Raw genomic sequence first — 25,296 nt, 5'->3', positions numbered from 1 at the left:
TTCGGGCGGCCCTGGAGGAGGGGGTTTTAGCCCTCCGGGGGAAGCTGGGCGACCCGGGTTTGGGCGGCCTTCAGCTCGGCCTGGATGGCGCGCCGCTCGCGCGGGCAGGAGATGGAGGCCAGCTCGGCGCGGAGTTCGGCGACGTGGGTCACGAGGGCGTAGCGGGCGTGGGCGGGGAGGGTCGAGGTGGGGCGCGGCATCGGCTGGGTTCCTGTGGCGCTCGGGACCGTCCCTGCGCGATGCGACCCCCCAAACAGGCGGCGGCTCCGCCTGCACCCCGAGAGGGGCCGGAGCGCAGCGGAGGACCGGCCGGACTGACGATTTTGTCCCGCGAGGAATGGCGCGCAGCGCCAGGGGAAAATCGTCTGGCCGGACGGTTGCGGGCGGAGACGCCGTCTGTTCCCTTGTCGCCATCGTGTAGGGACGGTCCGACGCTGTGGCGAACGTCGGCGCCGCGCTTCACCGCCGGTTCCGCTTGGGGCGGATCGACCGGACGCCGGGCTTGCCGGATGGGGCGGGGTGGCCGGCTCGTGGCCCTCGCCGCTCGTCCAGTTTGGCGCGGGAGGGCGCCCCTCACCGCGCCGCCGCCGCTCGTGATGGCGCCCGCTCCGGACGCCTCCAGCCTCGCGGCCTGACCAGATAGGCTGCCCTCGCCGGGGAGGAGCGCTTCCAGCCGGGCACCGATACCTCCATGATCCGGGCACCACTCAGCGCCGAGGTTCCCGGTCTCCCGACATGGTCGAAGGGCCGGCTCATGCCGACCCTCGTGGTGGCTCGCTCAGGCCCCCGCAGGGAGGTCGTCGATCGCGTCCTGGATCGTCTCGATGCACTCCGCCACGACGCGCCGCGCGGCCAGGTCGGAGAGCGAGTTCATCTCCGCATTCATCGAGGCCAGGATCGCCTCGAGGTTCGCACGAAGATCGGTCTGCGGGATGTCGGTGGAGAGGAGCATCGGCTGGGTTTCCCTGGCGCTCGGGACCGCCCCGGCGCGATGCAACCCCTCAAACAGGCGACGGTGTCGCCCGCACCCTCGAGGGGCCGGAGCGCAGCGGAGGACCGGCCGGACTGGCGATTTTGTCCCGCGAGGAATGGCGCATAGCGCCAGGGGAAAATCGTCCGGCCGGACGGTTGCGGGCGGAGCCGCCGTCTGTTCCCGTGTCGCCATCGTGTTGGGACGGTTCGACGCCGGCGCGAACGTCACTGCCGCGCCTCCTCCTGCGCCCTACGCCATGGGTGAACCTGCCGGTCGGCGTTCTTTGCCGGATGGGCGGTGTGACCATCTGCTACCCCCGCCGTCGCTCCTGATTGCAGGTGGCTGACGCGCTGCGCCGCGTCTCGCGTGGCGCCGCTGCGGCCCCGCCAGCCTCGCGGCTTGACCAGATGCGCGACTCTTGTTGGGGAGGAGCGCTTCCAGCCTGGATCGGGTCGGCTCCGGTTCAGTGCTGACCCTGCCTTCCCTGCGTGCTACCCTGCGGCAATCAGGGTGATCCTTGGGGTAGTCATGGCCGTCAACCCGCTCGAGCCGTTCACCTGCCCCGAGGCTCCCGCCGAGGCTCTTCCGGCATCTTCCTGGTCGACTTTGAAGGCGATCTTCGATGGCACCACCTCGCTTCGGTTCGAAGTCGGGGAGCCGGCCAATCTGCGCCTCACCTTGACCTTCAGTGGCCTCCCCCTTTCGGCGACCGGCGTCGAGGACGTCGCCGACCTGATCGAGGGTTTCCAGCTTGACGGGGAAGCTTCCGTGTTCTGCGACCGCATTGGGTTCTCGCTGGTCCAGATCGGCGATGTCGTCTTCTATCGCGACGCGGATACCGAGGTCTCCCTCCCGCGCGGGGCCTACGACCGGCTGGCCTTACTCGTCACCGATCTGATCCAGGATCAACGCGTGCACGGCGCCTTCGAGGAGGCCTATCGGCGGCTTGCCAGGGAGACCCGGGCGGCCGCCTGGCACCCGAGCCACGTCGAGGGATAGCGGCCCGATCACGGGCCGCTCGCTCCCGGGGTCCGGCGCTCACGCGCCGGCCTTCACGCCCCGCGCAACGGGGATGCCCTTCGCCATCGCCTTGTCGGCGAGGTTGTCGGAGATCCCGCCACCGGGGAAGTGCACCACCCCGATCGGCGCCTGCTCCAGGATGGTGTCGTTGCGCCGAAACGGAGCCGCCTTGCTGTGGCGCTTCCACTCGGGCCGGAACACCACCTGCGCGACCTTGCGGTTCTCGGCCCACTTCGCCGCGATCAGCTCGGCGCCGTCGCCTCCACCGTGGAGCAGCACCATGTCGGGGTGCTTGGCCCGCACCTTGTCGAGGGTGTCCCAGATCACCGACACGTCCTGGAACTGCTTGCCGCCCGTGAAGGCGATCCGGGTGCCCGGGGGCAGGTGGATCTCGGTCTCGGCTCGGCGCCGGGCGCTGATGAAGTCGCGCGAGTCGATCATCGCCGCGGTCATCGTGGCGCGGTTGACCTGCGAGCCGGAGCGCGGGCGCCACAGCGACTTCGTGATCCGGGTGAACCGGTGGGCGGCGGCGTCGCGGGCGTACTCGAAGGCGTTGCGGCGTTCGCAGAGCGTCTGCCCGAGGGCGATGAGCCGCTCCAGCTCGACCGACAGCACTTCGCTGCCGTCCTGCTCGCGCTGGCTCTGGCGCTGCGCCTGCTCGTTCTCGTCGAGCTTGCGATCGATCTGCTCGACCCGGCGGTGGAAGACGTTCACGAAGCCCCAGAGCACGTCCTCGAGGTCGTCCTCCAGGCGGGTGTCGGCGAAGGCCTGCTCGAGGGAGGACATCGCGACGTTGAGGGCTCCGTCCATCTGGAAGGCGCCGGGCAGGGGCCGGGGATCGTCGTGCTCCTCGAACGGGCGGTAGCCGGTGACCGCGAGCTCCTCGAGCAGGGTCGGATCGGGCTGAAGGTCCTCGTCGAGGTCGTGGGTCAGGTGGTCGAGCATCGCTTAGCTCCTCGAGGGTCCGGGGACCGCGTCCATCGCGGCCTTCATGGCGACCCAAGGCCGGGCTCGGGGGCCTGGCGCACCCGCGCGAGGATCCGCATCGCACGTCTTGCGATGCGGCCGCGCGGGCCGGAGCGGAGCGGAGGACGGCTCTGCGACCGTCGATTTTGTTTCGCGATGCAAAGCCGCCCCACGGGCGGCGGCGGAAAATCGTCGGGCGTGAAGCCGTTGCGCCCAAGGTCCCCCGACCCGGCATCCCGTCGCCCTCTCAAGAAGGCCGTGGAGGCGGGCTCTCTCGCGGCCCCTGCGTGCCAGCGGGCCTCTCCACCCACTCCTCAGGCGGCAGCCGCCTCCCCGCCCTCATTGAACAGGAGATGCGCCACGGCATCGTTCGGGTCGAGCTGCGGGGCCAGGTGCAGGGCGAGATCGCGCGGGCCGAGGTGGCACAGGTCGCGATTGAAGTCGTCCTCCCGCGGAACGAGGTCACTGACCAGGATGCCTTGAGCCTCGGCGCGCTGGCGCAAGGTCCAGGCTCCCCGCTCCCCGGCCTCGTCGGCGTCGCGGGCGATGTAGAGCTGGCGCAGGCCCCCCGGCAGGATCAGGGCGCCGAGGTGCCCGGCCGAGAGCGCGGCGACGTGGGGGATGCTCGGCATCAGGCGGTGGACCGACAGCACCGACTCGACGCCCTCGCCGGCCACCATCACATCCGACACGGTGCCGGGAAAGCGCACGCCGTGGCCCAGCAGGTTGCCGAGCACGCGGCGGGGTTTCGGAAGTTCGGCCTTGCCACGCCCGTCCGGCGCGAGCCAGGTCCGGCCTACCGCCGTGACCGACCCATCGAGATCGGTGACGGTAGCGAGCAGGGCCGGGTGCCAGGTATCCGGACCCGGATGCTTGCGGGACGGCCGATAGAGGCAGCGCGGGTGGAAGCGCAGGGCGGCGAAGCTCGCGGCGTGCTCGATCCCGCGTGAGCGCAGGTAGGCCTCCGCCGGGGTGCCCGCGAGCGGCCGCCCGTAGCGCAGCATCCGCCGGGCCGACTCCGTGGTGTCACGCGCTGGTGGGAGCGCCTCGCGACGCTCCGGCGCGGGCGGTTCGGGCAGGCTGAGGAAGGCCCATGCCTCGGCCAGCGCGTCGCGCCAGTCCTCGCCGCGCTGAAGCCGGATCACGTCGAGGAGGTCGCCGTGCTCGCCGGTGGCTGCATCCTGCCACTTGCCCCGCCGGCCCTTGCCGCTGGCCGGGCCGGTCAGGCGCACGTAGAGGGAGCCGCCCTCGGTGTTGTAGACGTCCCCGACGCACCAGTACCGACCGGAGCGGTAGCCGTTGGAGAGGTAGCGCCGACAGAACCACTCGACATTGTTGGCGAGTTGAGCCGCGATATCCGAGGCGGGGGGTAGTGTCGGCATGATCGAACCTCCGTCGGGACACGGACATTAAGCGTGAGCGGTGACGGCGACGCAACGCAGGAGCGCGTGGCGCTCCATCATCGCGGCCAGAATGGCCGCGCCGCGCTCGCCGACCGGGATGAACAGACGCGTACGAAACGAGATCACCTCGGAGAACAGCCCGATGGTCTTGAGCCCCGCCCGCGCACTCTCGCTCGCCCCGATCACTTCGATCCGATCCTCGCCCATCACCCTTGCTCTTTTCACCTGAAGACCGCCCGCGAGCTGCAGGCTGGTCCGCCCGCCGAGCACCGCGGCGTAGGCCTCGGCCGGCGCCAGGGCGGCGCCAGCTCCAAGGTTCAGCCGCTCGCGGGTGACGTGCAGGTCCTGGGCCTCGACCACGCGCCCGACGATGCGCTCTCCGGCGTCGGTCACGAGGCGGAAGACGCGCATGTCGATGCCCGGCAGCCGGTCCCAGATCGGCAGCAGCAGGCCGGTGACCACGTAGAGGGTGCGCTCGTCGAACTCGGGCAGGCTGGCGAGTTCAGCCGCCCACGCCGCCGCGAAGGCCTCCGGCGTCACATCCTCGAACGAGGAGCGGGCGTACTGGTCGCGGTCGAGAAGCTGGCGCTGGAGCGGGCGCACCAGGCGGACCCGGGCGACCACCGAGCCGTCCTCGCGCGTCTCGCTCGCCGCCTTGCCCATCAGCGCCGGCCGGCCGGAGCGCGCGTTCACGACGGGGCGGTAGCCGTCGGCGATCATGTCGAGCGCCGTGGCGAGGTCGAGCGGCCGGAGCCGGCGGCGCTCGGCGATGGTCAGGAGGTGCGTGTGCGCCCCGCTCGCCGGGTGGGTGTAGGCGACCTCGCGATCGGTGACCGTGAAGCTCTCGGCGGTCAGGACCTCGACGCCGACGTCGTAGACCCCGGCCGAGATCGCGCCCTCGATCACCAGGGCCAGCCGCTCCTCGAACGCCTCGAACAGGACGTTCTGGACCGCGATGCGCAGCGCCAGCACGCGGTTGAGGAAGCGGCCGATCGGCGGCAGCTCGTCGAGAACGGAGCCGTTCTCGGAGGTGAGCGCGAGCCCGGTCATCGCCTCGAACACCTTGAGCGGGCAGCCCTCGATCTCGCCCCGCACGATCGCCCAGTAGAGCTGGCGAAGTGCCGTCGCCGCGTACGGCCCTTCGAGATTGTCCTCGGGCCGGAACAGGCCCTGGCCGCCGGTCTGACGCTGGCCGCGGGTGATGGCGCCGAGGGTGTCGAGGCGCCGGGCGATCGTGCTGAGAAACCGCTTCTCGCCCTTCACGCTGGTGGTGACCGGGCGAAACCGAGGCGGCTGCGCCTGGTTGGTGCGGTTGGTGCGGCCGAGCCCCTGGACCGCCGCGTCGGCCTTCCAGCCAGCCTCGAGCAGGTAGTGGACGCGCAGGCGCTGGTTCTTGGCGCCCCGGTCGGCATGGTAGCTGCGCCCGGTGCCGCCGGCATCCGAGAACACCAGGATCCGCTTCTCGTCGTCCTGGAACGCCTGCGTCTCCGAGAGGTTGGCGGTCGCCGGCCGGTTCTGGAGCGCCAGGCGATCAACGCCGTCCTTGCCCGCCTGGCGCACGATCCGGCGCGAGCGTCCCGTCACCTCGGCGACGACGTCCGTGCCGAAGTGGTGCAGGATCTGGTCGAGGGCCGATTGCACGGGCTCAAGCCCGCACAGGTGCTCGATCAGGCTGTCGCGGGTCTCGACAGCCTCGCGGCACAGGACGGGCTGGCCGTCGGCATCGATCACCGGCCGGGACAGGATGTTGCCGCCGTCGTCGGTGTAGGGCTCGTAGAGCTGGGTCGGGAAGGCGTGCTTCAGGTAGTCGATGACGTACTCGCGCGGCGTGACATCGACGTTCAGGTCGCCCCATTCCTCCGAGGGGATCTCGGCCAGGCGCCGCTCCATCAGCGCCTCGCCGGTCGAGACGATCTGGACGACCGCCGCGTGGCCGGCCTCGATCCCCGCCTCGATCGCCACGATCAGCGAAGGGCACTTCATCGCGGTGAGCAGGTGGTTGAAGAAGCGCTGCTTGCTCGACTCGAAGGCGGAGCGCGCCGCGGACTTGGCCGCCCGGTTCAGCGTTCCGGATGTGCCGGTGACGCCCGAGGCTTTCAGCGCCGCGTCGAGGTTGGTGTGGATCACCTGGAAGGCGTCGGCGTAGGCGTCGTAGATCGCCGTCTGCTCCGCCGTCAGCGCGTGCTCGAGCATCTCGACCTCGACGCCGGCGTAGGACAGCGAGCGGGCGGTGTAGAGGCCGAGCGCCTTCAGATCGCGCGCCAGCACCTCCATCGCCGCGAGCCCACCCTGGTCCATGGCGGTGACGAAGTCCGACCGGGTGGGGAACGGGAAGGCGCCGCCACCCCACAGGCCGAGGCGGTGGGCGTAGGCGAGCTTCTCGACCGTGACCGCGCCGGTGGCGCTGACGTATAGTACGCGGGCATCAGGCAGGCGGTACTGGAGTGCGAGGCCGGCGCGCCCCTGCTGCGAGGCCTCGACCACGCCGCGATCGCCTGAGCCGGCCGCGGCGTTGGCGAGCGCGTGGGCCTCGTCGAGAGCGATGACGCCGTCGAAGTCCGGCCCGAGCCAGGCAAGGATCTGGTCGAGGCGCGAGCCCGAGCCGTTGCGACCGGTTCCGCGCAGGGTCGCGAAGGTGGTGAACAGGATGCCCTCGGACAGCGTCACCGGCTTGCCGGGGGCGTAACGCGACAGGGGCACGATCTGGAGCGGCTCCTGGCCGAGGTGGCGCCAGTCGCGCTGGGCGTCCTCCAGCAGGGCTTCGTTCTTCGAGATCCAGAGCGCCTTGCGGCGTCCCTGGCCCCAGTTGTCGAGGATGATCCCGGCGACCTGGCGCCCCTTGCCCGCGCCGGTGCCGTCGCCGAGAAAGAAGCCCTGGCGGAAGCGCACGGCGCCATCGGCACCCTTGGCCGCGGCCGAGAGGACCGTGCTGGTCTCATCCACCGTCCAGTAGCCCGGCAGGTGGCGGGCGTGGGCGGCGCCGGCGTAGATCACGGTCTCGAGCTGGCATTCCGAGAGGAGGCCGCCAGTGACGATAGCAGTCGGCAGGCGCGGGGTGTGGCTCGGCCTTGGCAGGCGGACCGAGGCCATCGCCGTCGACTGTACCAGCGGGGTCGGGTGGGGTTGCGCGCCCTCGATCCGCAGGGTCTCCAGGGCGTAGGCCTCGTACAGGGCGGCCTCGGCCGCGAGCGTGGCGGGCAGCTCCTCGATCACCGTGTAGGTGACCTCCGGGGCGGTCTCGCCAGCGGCAGCCGGGGCGGCGTCCGGCGCGCGGGAGCGCGGGGCCGGGGCGGGCCTACGGGCGAAGCCCGGGATCGCGCTGCGTCCAGCCGGCGCGGCCGGCTCCAGGCGGGCCGGGACGCTCGCGAGCACCGCGGCCAGCAGCGCGGCCACATCCTCCATCAGCCCGAGCGGGGCGACGTGCGCGCCCGTCTCGCCGGCGGGCAGCCGGTCGAACACGCTGAGGCGCACATCGACGGACGTACCGTGTTTCGCGTAGGCGCGGCCCGACAGCCCGGCCGAGAACACCAGCCGCCCGCCGCGCTCGCCAAGCGCCGCGAAGGCCTTCGCCGCGGCCGGGCGATCGGGTCGGAAGCTCTCGCCGGTGATGGCGACCAGGCGCCCGCCGCGGGCAAGCCGGGACAGGGCCGAGCGCAGGTGATCGCCGGTGGCGTCGCGATAGCGGCCCTCGACCTGGGCCGCCACGGAGAAGGGCGGGTTCATCAGGATCACGCTCGGGGTAACGCCCGGATCCAGCCTGTCGTGGATCTGGGCTGCGTCGAGCTGCGTGACCGAACCGGCCGGGTACAGCGCCGTCAGGAGCCCGGCCCGGGTCGCGGCCAGCTCGTTGAGATGGAGGCGCGCGCCGCCCAACTCGGCGTGGATCGCGAGCAGCCCGGTGCCGGCTGACGGCTCCAGCAGCTCCTCGCCCGGCCGCAGGCCGCAGGCGAGGGCCGCAACGTAGCCGAGCGGCAGCGGCGTCGAGAACTGCTGGAGCGCCTCGCTCTCCTCGCTGCGCCGCGTATGGGTCGGCAGGAGAGCGGCGACCCGGGCGAGCATCGCGAGCCGGGCGGCCGGGGTCGCGGCCTTGGCCCGGATCGCCGGCCAGAACCGGCGCAGGAACAGAACTTGAGCGACCTCGCCGGCCTCGTAGGCGTCCTTCCACAGCCAGAAGCCCTCGGCGTCGTTGCCGCCGCAGGCGGCTTCCATCGCCGCGCGCAAGGCGGCGGTCTCGATCGCGCGGCCTTTCGCGAGGGCATCCGCGAGGCGCGTGCCGGCCTCGACGATCGCGGCCGGGCTCGGGCTCGGCACGAGGGCGGTGCTAGCCTCCAAGTATTTGGCGCTGATGGAGAAGTTCATGGTCGCGGCTCCTGGTCGATCAGGCCGGGCCGCGGGTCTCTCTTCCCCTCGCACCGGCTTAATCCCCCGGAGGGCTCCTTTTCCTCTCAGATTACGGAATTTTTATACCGTCCCGAAGTATTGAGGACACACTGCCGGTCCTTCCACACCGGGAATTCCCTTACGAACCATTAAGACCATTGACCATTGCCAAGTCATGGGCTTGCATGAAACAGTCAGACACAGCGGAGGGATTCGTCGGTTGAACCGGCCGCACAGAACAAACCACGACACGATCGTCGAATGCACGGCCCGGATCGTGATGGCGTACGTTGCCGGCAACAGGATACCGCCGGATCGTGTCGCCCCGCTGATCGAGTCGGTGTTCGAGGTGGTCAAGTCTCCGCGCGACTTCGAGGTCGACACGGCCGTCCCCGAGGCCCCGGCTCTCACCTACGTCGCGTCGGACCATCCCCGCCCGCAGGCTCCGGCACGCCTTCTCACGCGCAGGGAGATCGAGGACTCGGTCCAGGAAACCTACCTCGTCTGCTTCGAGGACAATAAGCACTACCGGATGCTGGCCCGGCACCTGCGGCTGTTCGGCCTGACGCCGGATGCCTACCGTGAGAAGTGGGGTCTGCCCGACGACTACCCGATGATGCCGGCGGCCGACCACAAGCATCGGTCCGAGCTCGCCCGGCAGCGCAACCTCTGGCAATACGATCGCAGCGCGGCCAAGCCGCGCAAGAAGTACGTCATGAAGGCCAAGAAGCAGCCGCAAGGCGTCGAGGACCTGTCCAAGCCGAAGGCCTACAGCATGGATCTCACCCGAGGCGGGTGGAGCCTGAAGGGGGAGATCGCGCAGGCAGCGACCCCGGGCTGCCGCCCGGGACCGGTGCCGATCAGGTCTGCGACGGGCCCGAGCGCTCGGCCCGCACCCACCCTGGGCTTCTCATTCGGCGTCGATGGCGTAGCCCAGGTCAGGCTCACCGTCGGCTGGGCCGTCCTCGCCGTCGAGGAAGGGCGGAAGCGGCTCGGACCCGTCCTCCTCCGCAGCTTCGCCGAGGAACGCCGGCAGCGCGGCCTCCTCGGTCGCCGTCGCCCCCTCGGCACTCAGGCCGGGCGTGCGCAGCAGTTCGGGCAGCCAGCCGCTGTCGGCCATCAGGCGCTCGGCCTCGCGCGCCATGTCGGCCTTCTTGAGATGGTCGAGGAGCTGGGCCTTGTCCTCGCCCTTGGCCTCGCGCACCGCCGCCAGGATCTTGCCCTTCGTCACGCGCGAGAAGTAGTTCGCCGCCGTCGGCTTCCAGTCCCGGGTCATGTCGAGCCCGACGAGTTGGGCGAGCTGGTCGGCATGCGGCATCACCTCGGCGGGCCGCCGATCGTAAGCGCTGTGCATCGCGTTGATGGAGAGGCCGGCGCAGAGCGCGAACAGGTCCGTGCGCTCCTCGGGCGCCAGTCCCACCAGGAAGTCCCAGATCGCCCGGTGGTCGGCCGGCAGGCGCCTCGCCCACGCCTCGCGCTTCGCGTCGAGGGCGCTCGCCGGCCGGTAGGCGTCGAGGCCCTGGACGGTGTGATCGGGGCGGGCCGAGGAGGTCGAGATCTCCAGGCAGGACCCGGTGCGGTAGCCTGTGACGATGACGCGGATCACCATGGCGTGCAGGACCGCGATGAAGGCGGCCTGGGGATCGTCGGCCAGCGCCTCGCGTAGCGCGATGGTGCGGTAGGTGGTCAGTTCGGTCCGGTGCTGCTCGGAGAGTGGGCGCTCGACCTCCTCCGGCTCGGGCGCGGGGGCGAGCGCGGGCGTGCTACCCCCGATCGTGATGACCGTGCGCATCACCGCCGGAGCCGGGGCAGCGACACTGCCCGAGGGGGACGCGACCGGCTCGCCGATCGGCGCCGGCGCCGCTCCGGCCGCGGACGCGCCGTGGTCCGCCCCCGCAGGGGTCTCCGTCTCAGCCCGGGGCTCGTCCTCGGGCCGGACGTAGCCGCGGCGCACCTTCGGCGTGCCGTCGTAGTCGAGGGTGACGAACGCACCGGCGATCGCGATGTCGGCCGGGTCGTAGATGTGGGCGCGGGCCTCGAACGCCGCGATGTCCCTCTCCAGCTCGGACATCCGATGCGCGGCGTCGGTGGGCCATTCCTCGTCGCTGTAGCCGTACTCGTTGTCGAGTCCCTCGCGCTCGGCCAGGGCCGCCTCGAAGGCCTCATGCTCGGCCTCGCTCAGCTCGGAGCGGGTCGGCAGGACGCGCAGGCCGTATAAGCGGCTGCTCATCAGCGCCAGCGACACCTCGATCCACTTCCAGCCCTCCGCCGCGACCGTGGTGCTGAACTCGGCGAGCTTCGCCTCGGCCAGCCGGTCGAGCAGCGCCGCATCCTCGAACCAGCCGTCGCCGCGGTCCGTGAACAGGTCGCGCAGGATCGTGCCGCCGGCGGCCTCGTAGGCCTCCTCGCCGACGAAGATGGCGCGGGCCTCGCCCATGCTCACCGTGCGCTCGGTCAGCGCCTGGCGGATGCCCCAGTTGCTCAGGGCGCCCCGCTTCTTCAGCGCCTCCCAGACCTGAACCTGGCGGGCATGGTCCTCGCTGACCGAGAACGCCATCAGGCATTCGAGCGTCATCTGACCGGCGCCGTAGGCCTCGAGCAGCGCCGGGCTGACGCCGGCGAGCCGCAGGCGCTGGGTGACGATCCGCTCGGTCACGAAGAAGCGGGCGGCGATGTCGGCGGTCGACATGCCGGTGTCGGCGAGCGCCTTGAACGCCCGGTACTGGTCGAGCGGATGCAGGGCCTCGCGCATCGCGTTCTCGGCGATCGAGTCCTCGGTCGCGCTGATCGCGCTGCCGGCCGCGCGCACGATGCAGGGCACCTTGACGGTCCTGGCCATGCGCCCGGTCGCCACCAGATGCTCGAGCGCGCGAAAGCGGCGCCCGCCGGCCGGCACCTCGAAGCGGCCGGTCTCCTGGCCCGCCTCGTCGAGGAGCGGGCGCACGCTCAAGGACTGGAGCAGGCCGCGATGGGCGATGTCGGCGGCGAGATCCTCGATGCTCATGCCGTCGGCGATCCGGCGCACGTTGGCCTGGGACAAGCTGAGCTTCTCGAACGGGATCCCGACCGCCTCGGTCAGGACGATCTTGGCGGTGGCGGCGATCTTGGCGGCGGCCTTGGTCCTGGACATGGCTCATCATCCTTCGCGTCGGGTGGTCGGCTCTCTGTCGACCTCGAAACCCTCACGCAGGCGAAGCCCCCCTCTGACTCCAGAAGGGGGCCGCGGAACCGTTGGTCGCCAGATCAGGCGGCGACCTGCACGCGGGCGCCCACGGCCTCGCGCGGGGCCAGGGTCAGCGGCGGGACGGCGGTGGACACCGCCTGATCGAGCCGCGCCAGGATCTCGGGCAGGCCCTCGCCGGCCTCGTGCGCGTTGCGGAGCGCTGCCAGGGTCATCACCGGCTCGCCGCCGTCGTCGGCCAGCTCGGCGGCTGGGCTCGCCAGCCCCGGGCGCCAGTGGCGCAGGCCGGCGTCGAACACGCCGGAGCGTGCACACCAAGTGCGGAGGTACGACAGCCCGTGCTTCTGGCAGTAGGCGTCGAGGTCCGAGGTGAGGCCGAAATCCTGGAGATCCTCGAAGGTCACGCTCGTCCCCTCGGCCAGGGCCTCGTGCACCAGGCGCTCGGCCTCGGCGAAGTAGCGGCCCGTCGCGGCGATCAGGCCGGCGACGGCCTGCGCGCCCTCCAGGGGGCCGCCGATGGTCACGGTGGTCATCACGTACTCGCCCATGTCTCGCTCCTGAGCTGCAGGCCCGACGGGAGCGCTCGTCCCGCCCGGGAAGCCTGCACGGAGGAAAGGCCCTCCTCTGACTGTGAGGCGGGCGGAGACTGGCGAAAGGATCGGGAAGGCGCTATCTTCGGTCGTGGAGTGGGAGGACAGGTTTCCCTGTCCCCCCGTTTCGCTAGAATGTGAAGAATTGGACCCGGAGGCGCAGCTGCCAACTGCTCCGGGTCCTTTTCACATCAAGCGTAATGCTCAGTGGCAAGAACCACATCGGCATTACTCCCATCGCAGGCGAGGCCTTCGCCGAGGCCGGGGCGGCCTATCCTCCCCGGCAGGGCCGGTTGGCTCGGCCCCTCTGCATCCGCCTGCAATACCGTGTGTCGTATCCGGCAACCCGGGTCGCGTCGATGGCTCGCCCGCTCAGGAGGCTGCGTCCGGAGCCGGCAGGGCGCGAGCGGCCGGCCCGGGAAGGCGAGCCGGTGCTGCCGCGGTATCGGCAGCCTGGATGCGCACCACCATGGCGCTACCGGCCGTGAGGTCGTGCAGGTCGACCAGGACGGTGAGGGCCTTGGCCACGTCGCCGGCGAGATGAGCCCGCGCCTCGTCGAGGGTTGGGGCGTGGTGGCGACGCACAAGCTCGCGCGCGGCGGCCTCGAGCACCCTCGCGGGATCCAGGACATCGAGGTCGAGGGACATCGTGTAGGACGAAGGATCGGCCATCTGCGCCAGGCTCCGAAGGGTTCAGGGTCAGGGCCTCTCTCGACTTCGAGAAAGCCCGACTTTATCCCTCTGCCTCTCGCTCCTCTTGCGCCAGCCGCCGGACGATGACGGACCGCGTATCGTCCGCTTGGGCGAGGCGGCGGATTATCGCGAGGTCGTCATCCGAGCAGGTGCCGCGCACGATGATGTCGACCCAATGCCCGCTGCGGCCGACGTGGCTGTCGCGCAGCCGGTGGTTCGACGAGGTGTAGAAGCTCTCGCTCGGATCGATCAGCCGCACGCGCGAGGTCAGGAACAGGATCCCGGACCCGAGATTGCCGCAGAACAGGCGCTCGTCGGCCCCCGTCGTCTTCGGCCCGCCGCCCACCGTGCGCTGGCCGATCTGCCGGAAGGCCTCGGAAAAGCTCGCCGGGTTCGGCGTCGTCCGGGGGGTGAGCGTGTGGCCGCCGCCCCACGGCGGCCGCGCCGGATCGATCCGGCCGGTCGCGATCTCGTGCAGCAGGGTGCCGAGATAGCTCGGATCGGCCGGATACGGACAGATCCGCCACAGAGCCCGGATCGCGCGGCGCTGGTCGACCTCCAGGGCGGACAGGCGGTTGCGAACCCTGCGCCAGCCTTCCGCCCGCTGCCGCCGGCTCTCCTGCTGCTGACGCTCCCATTGCCCGGTGCGCCGGACCATCTCCTCGTCGACGTCGAGCTGGCGCTCGGCGATCACCGCGGCGAAGAGGGGCAGGGCCGCCTGCTCGCGGACCTGCTTGCGCTGGTACGCCGCGCGCTTGCGCGACGTGTCCTCGAACGCCGTCGGCCGCGGCCAGCGCTTGAAGCGCATCACGCCGCCTCCCGCTCGATCGTCGCCGCCGCGTCCTCCGCACCATCCTCCTCGCCCTGCCCGCCGGCGCCGTCCGGGGCGAGGTCGGCCGGCAAGTGGCCGAGCAGCCAGTCGGCCGAGCGGCTGGCCAACCCTGCGGCCTGCACGATCGCGCGCGGATCCGAGCGCAGCACCTCGAGCCAGTTCGCGATATAGTCGGCGTGGCGCACCGTCGGCACGATCCCGAGGCTGGCGCAGACGAAGGCCGCCGAGATCTCGGCCACGAGCTCCTCCCGTGCGTACCCCTCGCTGCCGAAGCGGCCGGTGAAATCGCGCGCGAGCCGATGGGCGGCTCCCGTGGCGTGGCTCATCTCATGCGCCGCGGTCCTGTGAAAATTCACCGGCTCGAAGAACGATTGCGGCGGCGGCAGCACGATCACGTCGTCGGCCGGGCGGTAGAACGCCCGCTGCCCGCCAAGGTGGATGGTGAGGCCGGTGCCCTCCATCAGCGCGCGGAAGCGCGGCTCGATCAGGTCCTCGCGCGGCGGCGGGGGCGGCACGTAGAGGTCCTCCGGCAGGCCGTCGCACTGCGCACAGTTGAACACGGTGTACTGCTTGAGGAAGGCGATCGCGCGCGCCTCCTCGCCCGCCCGCGAGGCCCGGTCCCGCTCCTGCTCGGGGGTGAAGCGATTGGCGTAGACGACGGGCGTGCCCTTCTCGCCGCGGCGCACGCAGCCCCCGAGGGCGAGCGCCTGGCGGAAGGTGAGCCAGCGCTGGGTCGGGTAGCCCGCCGCCATGCCGCTCGACCACAACAGCATGACGTTGATGCCGGAATACGCTCGGGCGGTCTGGGCATTGCGCGGCATCCCGACCGCGGCGGCTCCCGGCAGGTCGCCCCACGGCTGCACCCACGGCACCCGGCCCTGTTCGAGCTGGGCGATGATCGTGTCGGTGATGCGCTGGTAGAGGTCGATGCGCGGGCCTGGAGCGGCCTCGGAGCGGCGGGCAGCGGGCTTCCGGGAAGAAGAGGGTCGGCGGGCCATCGGGGAGGTCTCGCGACGGGCGCCGGAGCCTCTCTCCGGCCTGATCTCCCGTCATGGCCTCGCGAGGCCTTCTCTCACTCCGGCGCGGTCCCCTGACCCATCCTCGAGGCGGCCGGCGGGAATGAGCGGATCAGGCAGCCCCTTCCTCACCGACTATCGTCCTGGTTGGTGGATCACGCCAAATGCCTATCTTATGATTGCAAGCAGACCGCGCGGGATACCCTGCGGCAGGCTCGAACCAAGGAGACGTCGTGTGCCTTGCTCGACCGCATCTGACGCGACCTTGGAGCACCGGACGATCGAGGCGCACCGGCACTACCTTGCGGCGCTCATGCGGGTCGAGGCGCTGGACGAAGCCGACGACGGCTCGGACGGCGAGCGGGAGCGCCTCGATGCCGAGGCAGCTCATCTGCAGACGTTCGCAATCCTGAACCTGCTCTTGAACGAACTCGGCTACGTACCGAAGGGCCTGGTGACCCGGTCCGAACTCGCCATGGCGCTGGCCTGCGAGGTGGGGAGCTACGGCGTGTACCCCGGCCACTTGGATAGCTGAGGCCCGGGCTGGCAGAAGGCTCGCGCCGGGACGCGAGCCGAAGTGCTCATCAGGTCAGCTTGATAAGAGCGGCAAGGGCTCCGAAGGTCGTCACGAGCCCCGCCACGATCATGCTCCCGAGCCGAATGGTCAAGCGGAGCGTCTCCAGCTCCATGGCAGAGCGGAGTTCGTCCTTGGCCGCGCGCAAATCCTCCTTGGTCACGAGATCGACCATGATGAACTCCCGGGGCCCACGGCGTGTACCCCGGCCACTACGACAGCGTAGACCCGGGTCGGCAGGAGGCTCGCGCCTTGGCGCGAGCCAAGGTCCAGATCAGGTCAGCTTGAGAAAGGCGCCGAGGGCCGCAATGAAGGCCCCGACGATGCCACCCAGGCGCACGGTGATCTGCAAGGTCTGTAGCTGGAGGGCGGAACGCAGATCCTCCTTGGTGGCGAGGTCGACCATGATGAACTCCCGGGCCGCTTCGGCATGCGCCTCGGCGTGATCGGTGGGGATGCCGGCCGCACGCAGTGTCTTCGAGTAGCCGAGTGTATCAAACGCGTAAGCCATCGTACTTGCTCCTTCTGTCGCAGGTCCGGCCCCGCCGCGAGGGGCGGGGCCCGTGAGAGCCGGGGTCAGTCCTGGCGGCGGCCGGTGGAGCGGGTCCAGATCAGCGAGTGGGTCTTGCCGTCCTCCTCGGCAAAGAGCCGGGCGTAGAGCGGAGCCGGCAGGCTCGGGTCGTCGATCTTGACCGAGATGTAGTCCCGCCCCTCGTTGGACCGCTTGGCCCACCCGGCGCCGATCTCCGCCCTGGCGAGGTAGATCCGGTGGGTCGGCGCGTTCTCGGCCGTGCGCTCCGTCTCCGCCTGGATCGTGACCTTGCGAGCCTGGATGGTGAGGGTGGCGATGTCGCCGGTGAAGCCGGTCTGGGTCTGGGTGAAGGTGCCGATGGTCGCCATGGTCGTGATCCTCTCGTCCGGTTGCTCTCGGCCGCGCCCCTGCGGCCTCGATGGCGTTCGTTGAGCCGGAGGCGACCGGCGCCGCACCTGCTTGCAGGCCGCAGCGTCAGCGGAGGACGGCGAGGGACGGTTTTCTTGATCCGCGAGGAGACGCCGCAGGCGGCGGGGAAGAAAACCGGCATCCGCCGTTGCGGTGGTCCCGGTCGCCCCGGGTAGAACCGCCCATCACCGAGGCCTCTGGGCTGCGGCCAGGCCCTCCGGACCGCGGGAACGCCACCTGGCCGGCTCGGGTGACGCACCTGACCGCGACGGTTCCGGTCCCCGCACCCCGCCTCTGGCCGGAGGCCCGCACCCGGGGACGATCTACGCGCGCCGCTCCCCGCCGGCCCTGACCTATTCGCGAAGGCCTGACGATGGCACGGTCCTGCCTGAGAGGGAGGTAGGAGGGGGCTTCAAGCTCAAGCACGGCTCGAGCTTCTGCAACCGCCGACGCGCTACGCTGCCGCGATGTCGGTCAACGGAAAGCCACGGCCTTTGAACAGCAGCGGCATGCGATAGGCCTGGGCACAGGCATAAGCGAGGCAATCCGCAGGGGTGAGCCCGGCCGTGTGACGGCCCTGGCCGTAGCGCTCGAAGGCCTCCAGCGCACCGTCGGCAGTCTTGGGCGACATGGCGACCACCTGGATGCTTGCCAACGTGAGGTAATCCCGCACGGCCTGCCGGGCGTCGGGCAGCGGCAGATCGAGGATGCGCGAGAGGGCAAGCGTGGTCTCGAAGACCGCAACCGGCGAGGTGAGCCGCTGGCGGGCCTGCTGGAGCCGTGCGACGAGGGCGGCGGCCTCGGGCTCGCCCGACAGGATCGCGACCAGAGCGGAGGTATCGACGAACATCACCGGTTGCCAAGGAGATGGTCGCGCAAAGCGGCCTCGGCCGGGCGTGGGTTCGGGCCGGCCCGCTCGCGAAGCCGGTGGGCGAAGTCGAGCGAGAGGGCGACGAGGTCACGCTGGCCCTTTTCGCGGTCGATCTCGTTGCGTAAGGCTTGGTGAACAGCTTCGGTCTTGGTGGTGCGCTTGAGCGTTGCCAGTTCTTGAGCGAGGGCGTCGACCGCCGGATCCTTGATGAACAGCGCCATGGATATCCCAAGTGGATATAGCCGATATCCCAATCAGGATATCCCAGGAGCAGTGTGGGGCAAGCCCGCCGCGTGACGGGTAGAGGGGCGAAGGTACGCTGACCGAACGCGAGGATCGCTCCTCGCAGGGGACGAAAAGCGGCTCTGATGCCGTCGGCATCACTCAGGGGTGGTTTTTGCACTCGTGTCGAGGAGCTTATGGCTATCTACCATTTGAGCACCACCAGGATCACCCGACGCAAAGCGCAAAGCGCGGTCGCTTCGGCTGCGTACTATGCGGACGAGGCACTGACCGACCATCGCACCGGCTTGCACCATGCGATGCCGCCTAGAGACGGTTTGCTTGATAGCGAGATCCTGTTTCCGAGCGAAGCTCGCATGGCGACGCCCTGGGATCGGCAGAGACTCTGGAACGCCGTCGAGGCACGGGAGAAGCGTGTCGACTCCCTCGTGGCGCTGCTCTGGATCGTCGCGCTGCCCCATGAGCTGTCGACTGCGGATGCTATTGCCCTGGCGCGATCATTCGCCGACACCCTCATCAATCGCTGGGGCTGCGTCATCGACCTCACGGTGCGGAATACCGGCTCGCTAAACCGCGTTGGCTATTTGCTCACGACGACGCGCCGGTTTGACGGTGATAGTCTTGGGGAGCAGATCGACTTCGTTATCAATGCCCAGACTCGGTACAACCGTGGCATCGAGACGTCGCAACGATCCGATTTGCTGGCCATTCGGGCCCAATGGGCCGAGATGGTCAACGCGGCGCTCGCCGCGGCCGGCTTCAGTGCGCGGGTCGATCACCGCAGCCTGAAGGATCAGGGCTTCGATCTCATCCCCCAGACCCACCTCGGTTCGACCGTAGCGCGACGGACCCGACGCGGCGAGGACATGGATCACAAGGCGGGCTCGGTGGATCGCGACATCTACAATGCAAAGTCGATCCTGAAGCAGCCGGATATCATCCGGCGCCTGCTCGAAAGCCGCGGAGAGCCCTTCGACGCGCAGAGTGCCAGACGTGCGATCGATCGCTTCGTCGACGATGCGCCCCTGCGAGAAGGGCTCTACCAGCTCGTCATCGCGGAATGCGAGCAGCCTTGAACCCGGCAAGATGGCAGGCCGCACCAACGGCGTGCGACGGCCTGCGGATCGATATCGACGGTGCGACCCATGCTGGACGGGGTCGCACCGGCGGGAGGATCACTCCTCCCCGTGGGGGTCGAACTCGGTGACGACGTCGGCCGGGTCGCCCTCGAACTCGTCGGAGGTGACGACGCCGAAGCCGGCCTCGGAGCGGAACACGGTGACCGGGACCATCAGGGAGGCCGCGAGGCTGTGGGCGTAGCGGTTCGCGAGGGTGAGATCGGTCGCCATCGGGGTCTTTGCTCCGGCTGGAGCGGGGGCGATCCCCGCTCGACAGCGGCCCCTAGAGGCCGAGAGCGGCCGCGATCACCGCGTAGGCGAAGCCGAAGCGGCCGCCCGCTTGCGGAGCGGACCCCTTGCGGGTTGATCGTAGAAGGCCGCGACGGCCTATCGGGGTGGCGGACGAGAGAGCGGGGTCGTCCACGCCGGCGCGGGCCTGACATCGACATGCCAGCGTTCTCTAAAGCGATATCAGACCAATAAGCCGATCGTCCTGGCCCGACGCTGCCCGCCATGCCGCGGCCGGGGGGCGTATGCTGTTAGAGGGTCCGGTCGATCCGCCCCTGCGCCGTGGTGAACAGTGGACGGATCGCTGCCCGGATCTGGTTCATGAACCCGGGCCCGAACGAGCCGCGTGCCGTCTGGTTCGGGTCGAAGTGGAAGGACCGCTCGGCGACGTCGTAATTGTACTCGCTGACCGTGATCCAGCCGCGCTTCAGCGTCGATAGGCCGGCCCGGCGCAGCTCGAGCACCGGGATCTCGAGGGCGGTTTGCCCCTCGGTCGGTGCGGTACCCGAGATGGCCAGCAGGACGAGATGCGTCAGGCCCTGGCGCGGGTCGGGGATGGTGATCGCCAGACAGGTCGGGCGGTCCTTGGGTGCATGGAGACGGCCTTTCTCGCTCTGCCAGCGCCACAGGTAGGGATAGGTGATGACCGCTCCCGTCGGGAAGGGTTGGCCATCCTAGTCGCCTCGGTGGTCGGACGATTGGCGATCGAGCTCGGCCAGGATGAGGCTCGCTAATTTCTCCGGCGTTTCCCCGGCGCCATAGGCCCGGCGCGGATCGGCCTGCTCGGTCAGTCGCTGGTAGGTGTCGGCCGAGAGCACCACCAGGGAAGGGCGGCCGTGCTTGGTCAAGGTGAGCGGTGCTTGGCGCGCCTCATCGTGATAGCGGCCGAAATGGCGCACGAACTCGGCGGTTGTGACGGATCGGTCGTCCGGCATCGTCTACCCCTCTGGAAAATACAGATTATACAGATAAAACAGGATCGCGACCGGCGTCATGCGCGGATGGCACTACAGGCCGAGATCCTCCTGGAGGAAGCGGGCCGGGATCGCTTCCTCGGCGCCCTCCCACACGATGCGGCCGCCCTGCCAGATCGTGACGTAGCCGCCGCCCTTCGGCATTGGCGCCAGCGGTGCTGCCTGGAAATTCCGGCAGCCGAACTCGCCCACCGTGGCCGAGAAGGCGGGCCTTGGATTGTTGCCGATCAGGACGCGGTCGCAGGCGCCGGTCGGGCGCCGGACACGGCGGCGGGAGTGGCCGAGGCGGAACGCCTCGTAGGCCTGCCGCTCGCCCTCGGGCGGCGGCCTCCAGTGCCGGCAGTGCTTGCACTGGCCCGGACGTGTCCCGACGGGCTCCTCGAGCGCCGGTCCGCCGTTGTGTCCGAAGCCTCCCGTCACGACCGGTCCTCCCGCGAGGGCGCTAGCGCCAGCCAGGCCCGGAGGTCCTGGCGCATCCGGCCGATCTGGTCGTTGATGACGGTGACGCGGGCATCACGCCGAACGCACCCCATCTCGACGAAGCCGCGCACGAGGGCGTGCATCACCTCGACGTAGAGGCGGCTCCCGACGAGGGCGAGGTCGGTGATCGGCTCGTCGCCGTAGCGGGTCAGGCCGGCGATCTCTGCGCCGGCGTGGATCCCGCAGCTGTCGGGCCGGGTCGGCGAGGCCGGCCGGGGCCAGCGCGTCGTCACCCCGCCTGCGATCATCCGCTCGGCGAGATCGGGGGTCAGGCGCTTGTTGTAGAAGTCGATCGCCGTCGAGGCGGCGCGAAAGCCGTAGAGGGCCGACAGGAAGGCGACCTTGGCGCGACGGCCGTCCGGGTCGGCGGCACGCAGCGTCCGCCAGAGCGGGCCATCGTACCGATCGAGTGCGGGCATGTAGCCGGGGTCTGGTCGCTTGGTGGCAGAACAGGCGAGGACGAGGAGGCGGGCCATGATCGGTCATTCGTGGCGGGCGCCGGAGCCTCTCTCCGGTCAAGAAACCCGTCGAAAAGCCGGGACTTCTCTCTATCCTCGCCATTCCGTGACCCAACCGACGACCGTCGTGCCGAGTGGTGGCTCCAGCCTCGGTGGTCGGTAATCGGTAGTGGCGAGCGGATTTTCCAAGAGCTTTCAGGAAAGGAGGGATTCGCCCTCAACGAGGCCGTGCTAGCGTGGCCGCATCGTGCCGATCCGCCCCGAACACCGCCACTTCTATCCGATCGACTGGCCGCAGCTCTCGGCCGTGATCCGCTTCGGCCGCGCCGGCGGGCGCTGCGAGGCCTGTGGGCGGCCGCACGGGCAGTTGATCGTCTGCCTCGACGATGGGACCTGGCACGACGCCGAGGCCGGTGCGTGGCGCTCTGGCCGCGGCCGGCTCCTACGCCGTGATCAAGCCCAATCCCACCGCGCCCTGGCCGGCGAGCCTCACCCTGCGCATCGCCGTCCTTGCTGATATCCATGCCTGCGATCCCTTGATGAGGATCGAGCGCATCGGCGGGATCGTCGAAGCCACCAACGCGCTCGGGGCCGACCTCATAGTCCTGGTCGGAGATTTCGTGGCCGATCAGCGTTTCGTCACCCGCAACGTCTCGGCCGCCGAATGGGCGCCGGTGCTGGCTAAGCTCACGGCGCCGCTCGGTGTCTACGCGGTTCTCGGCAACCACGATTGGCGGGCGGACAGGGAGGCCCAGATGCGTGGCGCTGGGCCGACTATCGCGGGCACGGCGCTCACCGACAACGGCATCCGGGTCCTATCGAACGAGGCAGTACCGCTCGCAACTCGGGCCGGCCCCGTCTGGCTCGCCGGCCTCGAGGATCAACTTGCCCTGGTGCATGGCCGCTGGCGCTTCGGCCGCAAGCGGGTGGGCCTCGACGACCTGCCCGCCACCCTGGCGGCGGTGCCGAACGGCGCGCCGATGATCCTGCTGGCACATGAGCCCGACATCTTCGCCAAGGTGCCGGCCCGGGTCGCGCTGACCCTGTCGGGTCACACTCATGGCGGGCAGGTGCGGCTGTTCGGCTGGCCGCTGGTGGTGCACTCTTGCCGCCGCTACGCCTACGGCCACGTCCGTGAGGCGAGCGACCTCGTGGTCTCCGGAGGCTTGGGCCTCAGCGTTGCGCCGATCCGGTTCGGGGTGCCGCCGGAGATCGTGGTGGTGGAGCTGGGGGCGGAAGCGGTGGCGTGAACGGTGTACCCGACTCTTGCCACCTACCGGATCGGCTGATGCCCACCGCGATGTCGATCATACCTCCCACCGCGGTGCGGGTCGCGCGATGCGGTCGTTACCCGTAGGGCCGAAACCCGGCACGGGGTTCGGGGAGCGAAGCGAGTAGGACGCGGTTCCGAAGGAACGCGCCAATCGGCTGTGGTAACGTCGGGCAATAATCTAAACTACTCATGCATGGTCTGGCTCTATAGCTTCAGGCAAGCTCAGATCGTCCAAAAGCTCGGCACGATCTTGAGTAGAAAGCCAAATCAAAAATCCTTTATCGACCACGTGCAAGCTTGTATTGGCTGTGTCGTAGTCGAGTACAAGGGGCCTAGTACCCTTTTTGTTCTGCAAAGAGGCCGCAGAATTTAAAATCTGTGTAATATTTCCATTATTTAGATCTTTACCTTTTGGGTGCTTTGACTTTATTAACGAAGCGATCCTGCGAAGTCTGATGCCCTTCTCAAGCTGCTCGACGGAGCTACAGAGTATTGCATAGACTACCCATTTCGGCATCTCCAAATCGGTTTCCTGAAAGCCGTCGGCAAAGCCCATCAGAAAGCCTCTGTACCTCCCAGCTTGCTCTGAAACAACTTGACCGACAACCTGTGCAGGATCGATGTCGACACCAACCACATGAGGATCACCCTGACAAGTTTCAAAGACGCTTGAAGCGCGGCATGCTCGCCGGCAAGCTTCTTGAACGATGTGAACGCTATCAAAGCATCTGCTGAGTAAGCCCTCTCGAAACCCTTCGTCAACCACGACGTTCAAGAGTGCGGCGCCCGCATCAATTACTTCGGCAAGGCTATCGCGTGTCCAAGTATCAACGTCAACCGATGAGACGCGATCAGTTAAATCACCATTAAAACCGATGAGCCGGTTTTCCTCACGCCATACACCCACAATGATAAATGTGAGTTTGGAATTTTCGTGAAACGTTTTTAGGGAAAAGCTAAAATTCCTCTGCGACTCATCAGGTAGATAGTGAAAATCTTCGAGCACTATATAGCGCTTGAATTTAATTTCTTCCAACGCCCGAATGATGTCGTTAGGATCGTTTGGATCAAGTTCTATTGGCTTTAAGGTTTCTTTTTCAGTGCTGGTATTTTGATTCGTAACCGGCATTACCCGAACCCTCTGTAATAAGCGGGATCTTAGCTTTGGCACCGACGCCTGCGACAACTTTGTGAGAACCTGAAGCTGTTTTTTCGAGAGATTGGCGAATATTGAAGCCCGCTTCCTTTAATATAGAAGCATGCAGTTCGGCTAGTGTCCATTTATTTTGACAAGATACTACAATATAATCAGTTTCAACCAAACACTTTTTGCGCAACGATGTTTTATCTTGCTTAGAACTACCATAAATCACAATATGTTGGCCTCGGGACAGACTTTCAATAAATTTGTCATCGACAATCTTTCGAACAACGTAGTTCATAGGAAGATCGCGATTTATTCCGAACACTTCATCGGTTGTGTGAGCTGTTTTCAACGCGATAATTCCTTTGTGAATGCTGTTACACCAGATAGGGGTCGGAACCCGAAGCGACAGCTTACCTCTGATCGCGGCGCTCGTCCTCTCGAACTTCTACCCAAGCTCACGCTTTGATGACTGCATGGTAAGGGCCCGCAATAGTGGTGCATGCCACGACTGCGGAGTAGGCCGCGCGGGACGGTCGTTACCAGCAGGGCCGAAACCCGGCACGGGGTTCAGGGAGCGAAGCGAGTCGGACGTGGTCCTCAAGGCACGCGCCCTTCAATATGGTCTCACCGTTTCGTTCTCTGGCGACCCCCCAGCGTGTGAGACCAGTAAGTCAGGCCTGCATCTCCTCCTTCGCCTCGAGCGCCCGGTAGACGCTGGTGCGGGAGATCCCAAGGGCCCGGGCGATGGCAGCGGGTCCTTCCCCTGCTGCATCCCGGCGCCGGATTTCGTCCACGGGCATGGATTTCGGCCGACCCTTGCCGGCGTAGACGCCTGCTGCCTTGGCCGCCTCGATCCCGGCTCGCTGACGCTCCAGGATGAACTTGCGCTCCATCTCCGCCACCATGCCGAGCACGGTGACGACGATCCGCCCAATGTCACCGCCCGTGGTCATTTCGGGGTCGAGGATGCGCAAGGAGGCGCCCTTCTGGTCGAGGTCGTGCACCAGGTTGAGCACGTCCCGGGTGGAGCGGCCGAGACGGTCGAGGCGGACCACCACTAGCTCGTCACCCTCGCGCAGGAACTGCATCACGGTGGCGAGTTCGGGCCGGTCGTCGGCGGATTTGCCCGACATCTTCTCCGAGCGGATCACGGTGCAGCCGGCGGCCTTCAGCTTTTCGAGCTGAATGGTGAGGTCCTGGTCGGTGGAGGAGACGCGGGCATAGCCGAACCGGGCCATTCTGGACCTCAAAACGTACCAAAAGGGTGGCTTTGAACGGGGGTGTGTAACATATACCGAAAACAACCCTTTTGGAACGCTCGAGGGACGTACCACGAAGCCGCACCAGAACGGTATACTGTTAAGATGCGAATATATGTCGGAAAACAGGTGTTTTCCGACATCCAAGATGGCCAGTCGGGCATGTTGGCTGACGCCTGACGCTGACGAGCGCTTCATGGGTCTGCTGGCGACCCGTTGCGGACCGTCAACGAAGAAGATCGCCTACCCGAACTGGCTTCACAGCATGTCTCAGGCGGTCTCGACCAACCACTCGGCTCGGAGACTGAATGAGGCTTTGAAGACCTCTTGCCCCGCCTCGTTGCGCATCAATACCGAAATCTCTCGGTCCGCGTGCGGCGCTATGTAATCTCGCGCGATATCAGGTAAGACCCTGATCGCAGCATCCCGGGCAGCATGCACATTAGGGAACTCGGTTCCTACATCGTCGACCGTCAAGCCGCCGTCTTGTATGTCAAAGAAGAAACGAGGCATAGCAAACTCAGTAAAGCACGCCGATAGCGCGGAAATTTCGTATTCGCCGGAAGGCTTCAATGCACTCCAACGATCCTGTGTCTGTATCCGGACAGGGTTGGTGG

Annotated in this window: 28 protein-coding genes and 2 pseudogenes; 6 read left to right on the top strand and 24 right to left on the bottom strand. The window is 68.1% G+C overall.

Annotation, left to right across the window (positions count from 1 at the left end):
• Positions 1 to 26 precede the first annotated feature (26 nt).
• Together VP06_RS37090 and VP06_RS36110 are read right to left on the bottom strand one after the other, a co-directional pair.
• The gene (locus VP06_RS37090; RefSeq protein ID WP_167350778.1) at positions 27 to 200 is read right to left on the bottom strand and encodes a hypothetical protein; all 174 of its coding nucleotides are present in this window, start codon (positions 198 to 200) and stop codon (positions 27 to 29) included.
• Positions 201 to 778: 578 nt separating this feature from the next.
• On the bottom strand, positions 779 to 952 hold the full coding sequence (locus tag VP06_RS36110; RefSeq protein ID WP_156295504.1) for a hypothetical protein: 174 nt from the start codon (positions 950 to 952) through the stop codon (positions 779 to 781).
• A 549-nt stretch (positions 953 to 1,501) separates the two neighbouring features.
• On the opposite strand from VP06_RS36110, the gene VP06_RS08245 reads away from it, so the two are divergent.
• Positions 1,502 to 1,972 carry a hypothetical protein gene (locus VP06_RS08245; RefSeq protein WP_053080496.1) on the top strand — a complete coding sequence of 157 codons (471 nt, stop codon included), beginning with the start codon at positions 1,502 to 1,504 and terminating at the stop codon, positions 1,970 to 1,972.
• Between the two features lie 39 nt (positions 1,973 to 2,011).
• On the opposite strand, the gene VP06_RS08240 is transcribed toward VP06_RS08245, so the two are convergent.
• The 3 genes from VP06_RS08240 to VP06_RS08230 form a co-directional block, all read right to left on the bottom strand.
• Positions 2,012 to 2,938: a DUF2493 domain-containing protein gene (locus tag VP06_RS08240; RefSeq protein WP_197093160.1), complete on the bottom strand. Its 927-nt coding sequence runs from the start codon at positions 2,936 to 2,938 to the stop codon at positions 2,012 to 2,014.
• Between the two features lie 335 nt (positions 2,939 to 3,273).
• Positions 3,274 to 4,341, bottom strand: a complete 1,068-nt coding sequence (locus VP06_RS08235; protein WP_048463303.1) for a DUF7146 domain-containing protein — start codon at positions 4,339 to 4,341, stop codon at positions 3,274 to 3,276.
• Positions 4,342 to 4,368: 27 nt separating this feature from the next.
• Positions 4,369 to 8,721 carry a strawberry notch family protein gene (locus tag VP06_RS08230; RefSeq protein ID WP_048463302.1) on the bottom strand — a complete coding sequence of 1,451 codons (4,353 nt, stop codon included), beginning with the start codon at positions 8,719 to 8,721 and terminating at the stop codon, positions 4,369 to 4,371.
• A 196-nt stretch (positions 8,722 to 8,917) separates the two neighbouring features.
• Here VP06_RS08230 and VP06_RS37990 point away from each other — a divergent pair.
• A pseudogene (locus tag VP06_RS37990) lies at positions 8,918 to 9,403 on the top strand (MucR family transcriptional regulator); the annotation flags it as partial.
• Positions 9,404 to 9,652: 249 nt separating this feature from the next.
• On the opposite strand, the gene VP06_RS08225 reads toward VP06_RS37990, so the two are convergent.
• From VP06_RS08225 to VP06_RS08205, 5 genes are all read right to left on the bottom strand, one after another.
• Complete coding sequence (locus VP06_RS08225; RefSeq protein ID WP_048463301.1) at positions 9,653 to 11,872, bottom strand: ParB/RepB/Spo0J family partition protein; 2,220 nt, start codon at positions 11,870 to 11,872, stop codon at positions 9,653 to 9,655.
• Between the two features lie 113 nt (positions 11,873 to 11,985).
• Positions 11,986 to 12,471 carry a hypothetical protein gene (locus VP06_RS08220; RefSeq protein ID WP_048446353.1) on the bottom strand — a complete coding sequence of 162 codons (486 nt, stop codon included), beginning with the start codon at positions 12,469 to 12,471 and terminating at the stop codon, positions 11,986 to 11,988.
• 414 nt (positions 12,472 to 12,885) lie between these two features.
• Positions 12,886 to 13,185, bottom strand: a complete 300-nt coding sequence (locus VP06_RS08215; RefSeq protein ID WP_048463300.1) for a hypothetical protein — start codon at positions 13,183 to 13,185, stop codon at positions 12,886 to 12,888.
• A gap of 61 nt (positions 13,186 to 13,246) precedes the next feature.
• Complete coding sequence (locus VP06_RS08210; protein WP_048446355.1) at positions 13,247 to 14,014, bottom strand: hypothetical protein; 768 nt, start codon at positions 14,012 to 14,014, stop codon at positions 13,247 to 13,249.
• Complete coding sequence (locus VP06_RS08205) at positions 14,014 to 15,036, bottom strand: ArdC family protein (RefSeq protein ID WP_048446356.1); 1,023 nt, start codon at positions 15,034 to 15,036, stop codon at positions 14,014 to 14,016. The genes VP06_RS08210 and VP06_RS08205 overlap by 1 nt, the downstream gene beginning before the upstream one ends.
• Positions 15,037 to 15,289: 253 nt before the next feature.
• Between VP06_RS08205 and VP06_RS08200 the strand changes: the two genes are divergently transcribed.
• A complete protein-coding gene (locus VP06_RS08200; RefSeq protein WP_048463299.1) occupies positions 15,290 to 15,589 on the top strand; it encodes a hypothetical protein in 300 nt (99 codons plus the stop codon).
• Between the two features lie 49 nt (positions 15,590 to 15,638).
• On the opposite strand, the gene VP06_RS36105 is transcribed toward VP06_RS08200, so the two are convergent.
• The 5 genes from VP06_RS36105 to VP06_RS08180 form a co-directional block, all read right to left on the bottom strand.
• The gene (locus tag VP06_RS36105) at positions 15,639 to 15,803 is read right to left on the bottom strand and encodes a hypothetical protein (RefSeq protein WP_156295503.1); all 165 of its coding nucleotides are present in this window, start codon (positions 15,801 to 15,803) and stop codon (positions 15,639 to 15,641) included.
• A gap of 99 nt (positions 15,804 to 15,902) precedes the next feature.
• Complete coding sequence (locus VP06_RS08195; protein WP_048446358.1) at positions 15,903 to 16,139, bottom strand: hypothetical protein; 237 nt, start codon at positions 16,137 to 16,139, stop codon at positions 15,903 to 15,905.
• Positions 16,140 to 16,204: 65 nt separating this feature from the next.
• On the bottom strand, positions 16,205 to 16,528 hold the full coding sequence (locus tag VP06_RS08190; protein ID WP_048446359.1) for a DUF736 domain-containing protein: 324 nt from the start codon (positions 16,526 to 16,528) through the stop codon (positions 16,205 to 16,207).
• A gap of 494 nt (positions 16,529 to 17,022) precedes the next feature.
• Positions 17,023 to 17,418 carry a type II toxin-antitoxin system VapC family toxin gene (locus tag VP06_RS08185; protein ID WP_048446360.1) on the bottom strand — a complete coding sequence of 132 codons (396 nt, stop codon included), beginning with the start codon at positions 17,416 to 17,418 and terminating at the stop codon, positions 17,023 to 17,025.
• Positions 17,418 to 17,660, bottom strand: a complete 243-nt coding sequence (locus VP06_RS08180; RefSeq protein WP_048446361.1) for a type II toxin-antitoxin system VapB family antitoxin — start codon at positions 17,658 to 17,660, stop codon at positions 17,418 to 17,420. The genes VP06_RS08185 and VP06_RS08180 overlap by 1 nt, the downstream gene beginning before the upstream one ends.
• Positions 17,661 to 17,858: 198 nt before the next feature.
• On the opposite strand from VP06_RS08180, the gene VP06_RS08175 reads away from it, so the two are divergent.
• A complete protein-coding gene (locus tag VP06_RS08175) occupies positions 17,859 to 18,758 on the top strand; it encodes a MobA/MobL family protein (RefSeq protein ID WP_048463298.1) in 900 nt (299 codons plus the stop codon).
• A gap of 99 nt (positions 18,759 to 18,857) precedes the next feature.
• Here VP06_RS08175 and VP06_RS37085 read toward each other — a convergent pair whose 3' ends face one another.
• The 5 genes from VP06_RS37085 to VP06_RS08155 all read right to left on the bottom strand — a co-directional run bounded on the left by VP06_RS37085 (position 18,858) and on the right by VP06_RS08155 (position 21,018).
• Complete coding sequence (locus tag VP06_RS37085) at positions 18,858 to 19,031, bottom strand: hypothetical protein (RefSeq protein ID WP_167350779.1); 174 nt, start codon at positions 19,029 to 19,031, stop codon at positions 18,858 to 18,860.
• A gap of 308 nt (positions 19,032 to 19,339) precedes the next feature.
• Positions 19,340 to 19,552 (bottom strand): hypothetical protein, encoded by a 213-nt coding sequence (locus VP06_RS37985; protein WP_245239813.1) that lies wholly within the window; start codon positions 19,550 to 19,552, stop codon positions 19,340 to 19,342.
• Between the two features lie 210 nt (positions 19,553 to 19,762).
• On the bottom strand, positions 19,763 to 20,023 hold the full coding sequence (locus VP06_RS08165; RefSeq protein ID WP_048446364.1) for a type II toxin-antitoxin system prevent-host-death family antitoxin: 261 nt from the start codon (positions 20,021 to 20,023) through the stop codon (positions 19,763 to 19,765).
• 72 nt (positions 20,024 to 20,095) lie between these two features.
• Positions 20,096 to 20,482 (bottom strand): hypothetical protein, encoded by a 387-nt coding sequence (locus VP06_RS08160; protein WP_048446365.1) that lies wholly within the window; start codon positions 20,480 to 20,482, stop codon positions 20,096 to 20,098.
• A complete protein-coding gene (locus VP06_RS08155; protein ID WP_048446366.1) occupies positions 20,479 to 21,018 on the bottom strand; it encodes a hypothetical protein in 540 nt (179 codons plus the stop codon). The genes VP06_RS08160 and VP06_RS08155 overlap by 4 nt, the downstream gene beginning before the upstream one ends.
• A 229-nt stretch (positions 21,019 to 21,247) precedes the next feature.
• Here VP06_RS08155 and VP06_RS37980 point away from each other — a divergent pair.
• Positions 21,248 to 21,448, top strand: a pseudogene (locus VP06_RS37980) (hypothetical protein); the annotation flags it as partial.
• A complete protein-coding gene (locus VP06_RS08150; RefSeq protein WP_048463297.1) occupies positions 21,387 to 22,250 on the top strand; it encodes a metallophosphoesterase in 864 nt (287 codons plus the stop codon). The pseudogene VP06_RS37980 and the gene VP06_RS08150, both read left to right, overlap by 62 nt.
• 210 nt (positions 22,251 to 22,460) lie before the next feature.
• Here the strand turns inward: VP06_RS08150 and VP06_RS34630 are convergent, their stop codons facing one another.
• The 4 genes from VP06_RS34630 to VP06_RS38935 form a co-directional block, all read right to left on the bottom strand.
• A complete protein-coding gene (locus VP06_RS34630; RefSeq protein ID WP_197093159.1) occupies positions 22,461 to 23,402 on the bottom strand; it encodes a hypothetical protein in 942 nt (313 codons plus the stop codon).
• Entirely contained in the window at positions 23,371 to 23,769 is a 399-nt protein-coding gene (locus VP06_RS37080) for a hypothetical protein (protein ID WP_197093158.1), read from the bottom strand. Before VP06_RS37080 ends, VP06_RS34630 begins: the two co-directional genes overlap by 32 nt.
• 322 nt (positions 23,770 to 24,091) lie before the next feature.
• Positions 24,092 to 24,658 carry a recombinase family protein gene (locus VP06_RS08145; RefSeq protein ID WP_048446368.1) on the bottom strand — a complete coding sequence of 189 codons (567 nt, stop codon included), beginning with the start codon at positions 24,656 to 24,658 and terminating at the stop codon, positions 24,092 to 24,094.
• Positions 24,659 to 24,949: 291 nt separating this feature from the next.
• Positions 24,950 to 25,192 (bottom strand): DUF6894 family protein, encoded by a 243-nt coding sequence (locus tag VP06_RS38935; RefSeq protein ID WP_048446369.1) that lies wholly within the window; start codon positions 25,190 to 25,192, stop codon positions 24,950 to 24,952.
• Positions 25,193 to 25,296 lie beyond the last annotated feature (104 nt).

This window comes from Methylobacterium aquaticum (assembly GCF_001043915.1).
Taxonomy (GTDB): domain Bacteria; phylum Pseudomonadota; class Alphaproteobacteria; order Rhizobiales; family Beijerinckiaceae; genus Methylobacterium; species Methylobacterium aquaticum.
This window is presented reverse-complemented; position numbering and strand designations above follow the sequence as displayed.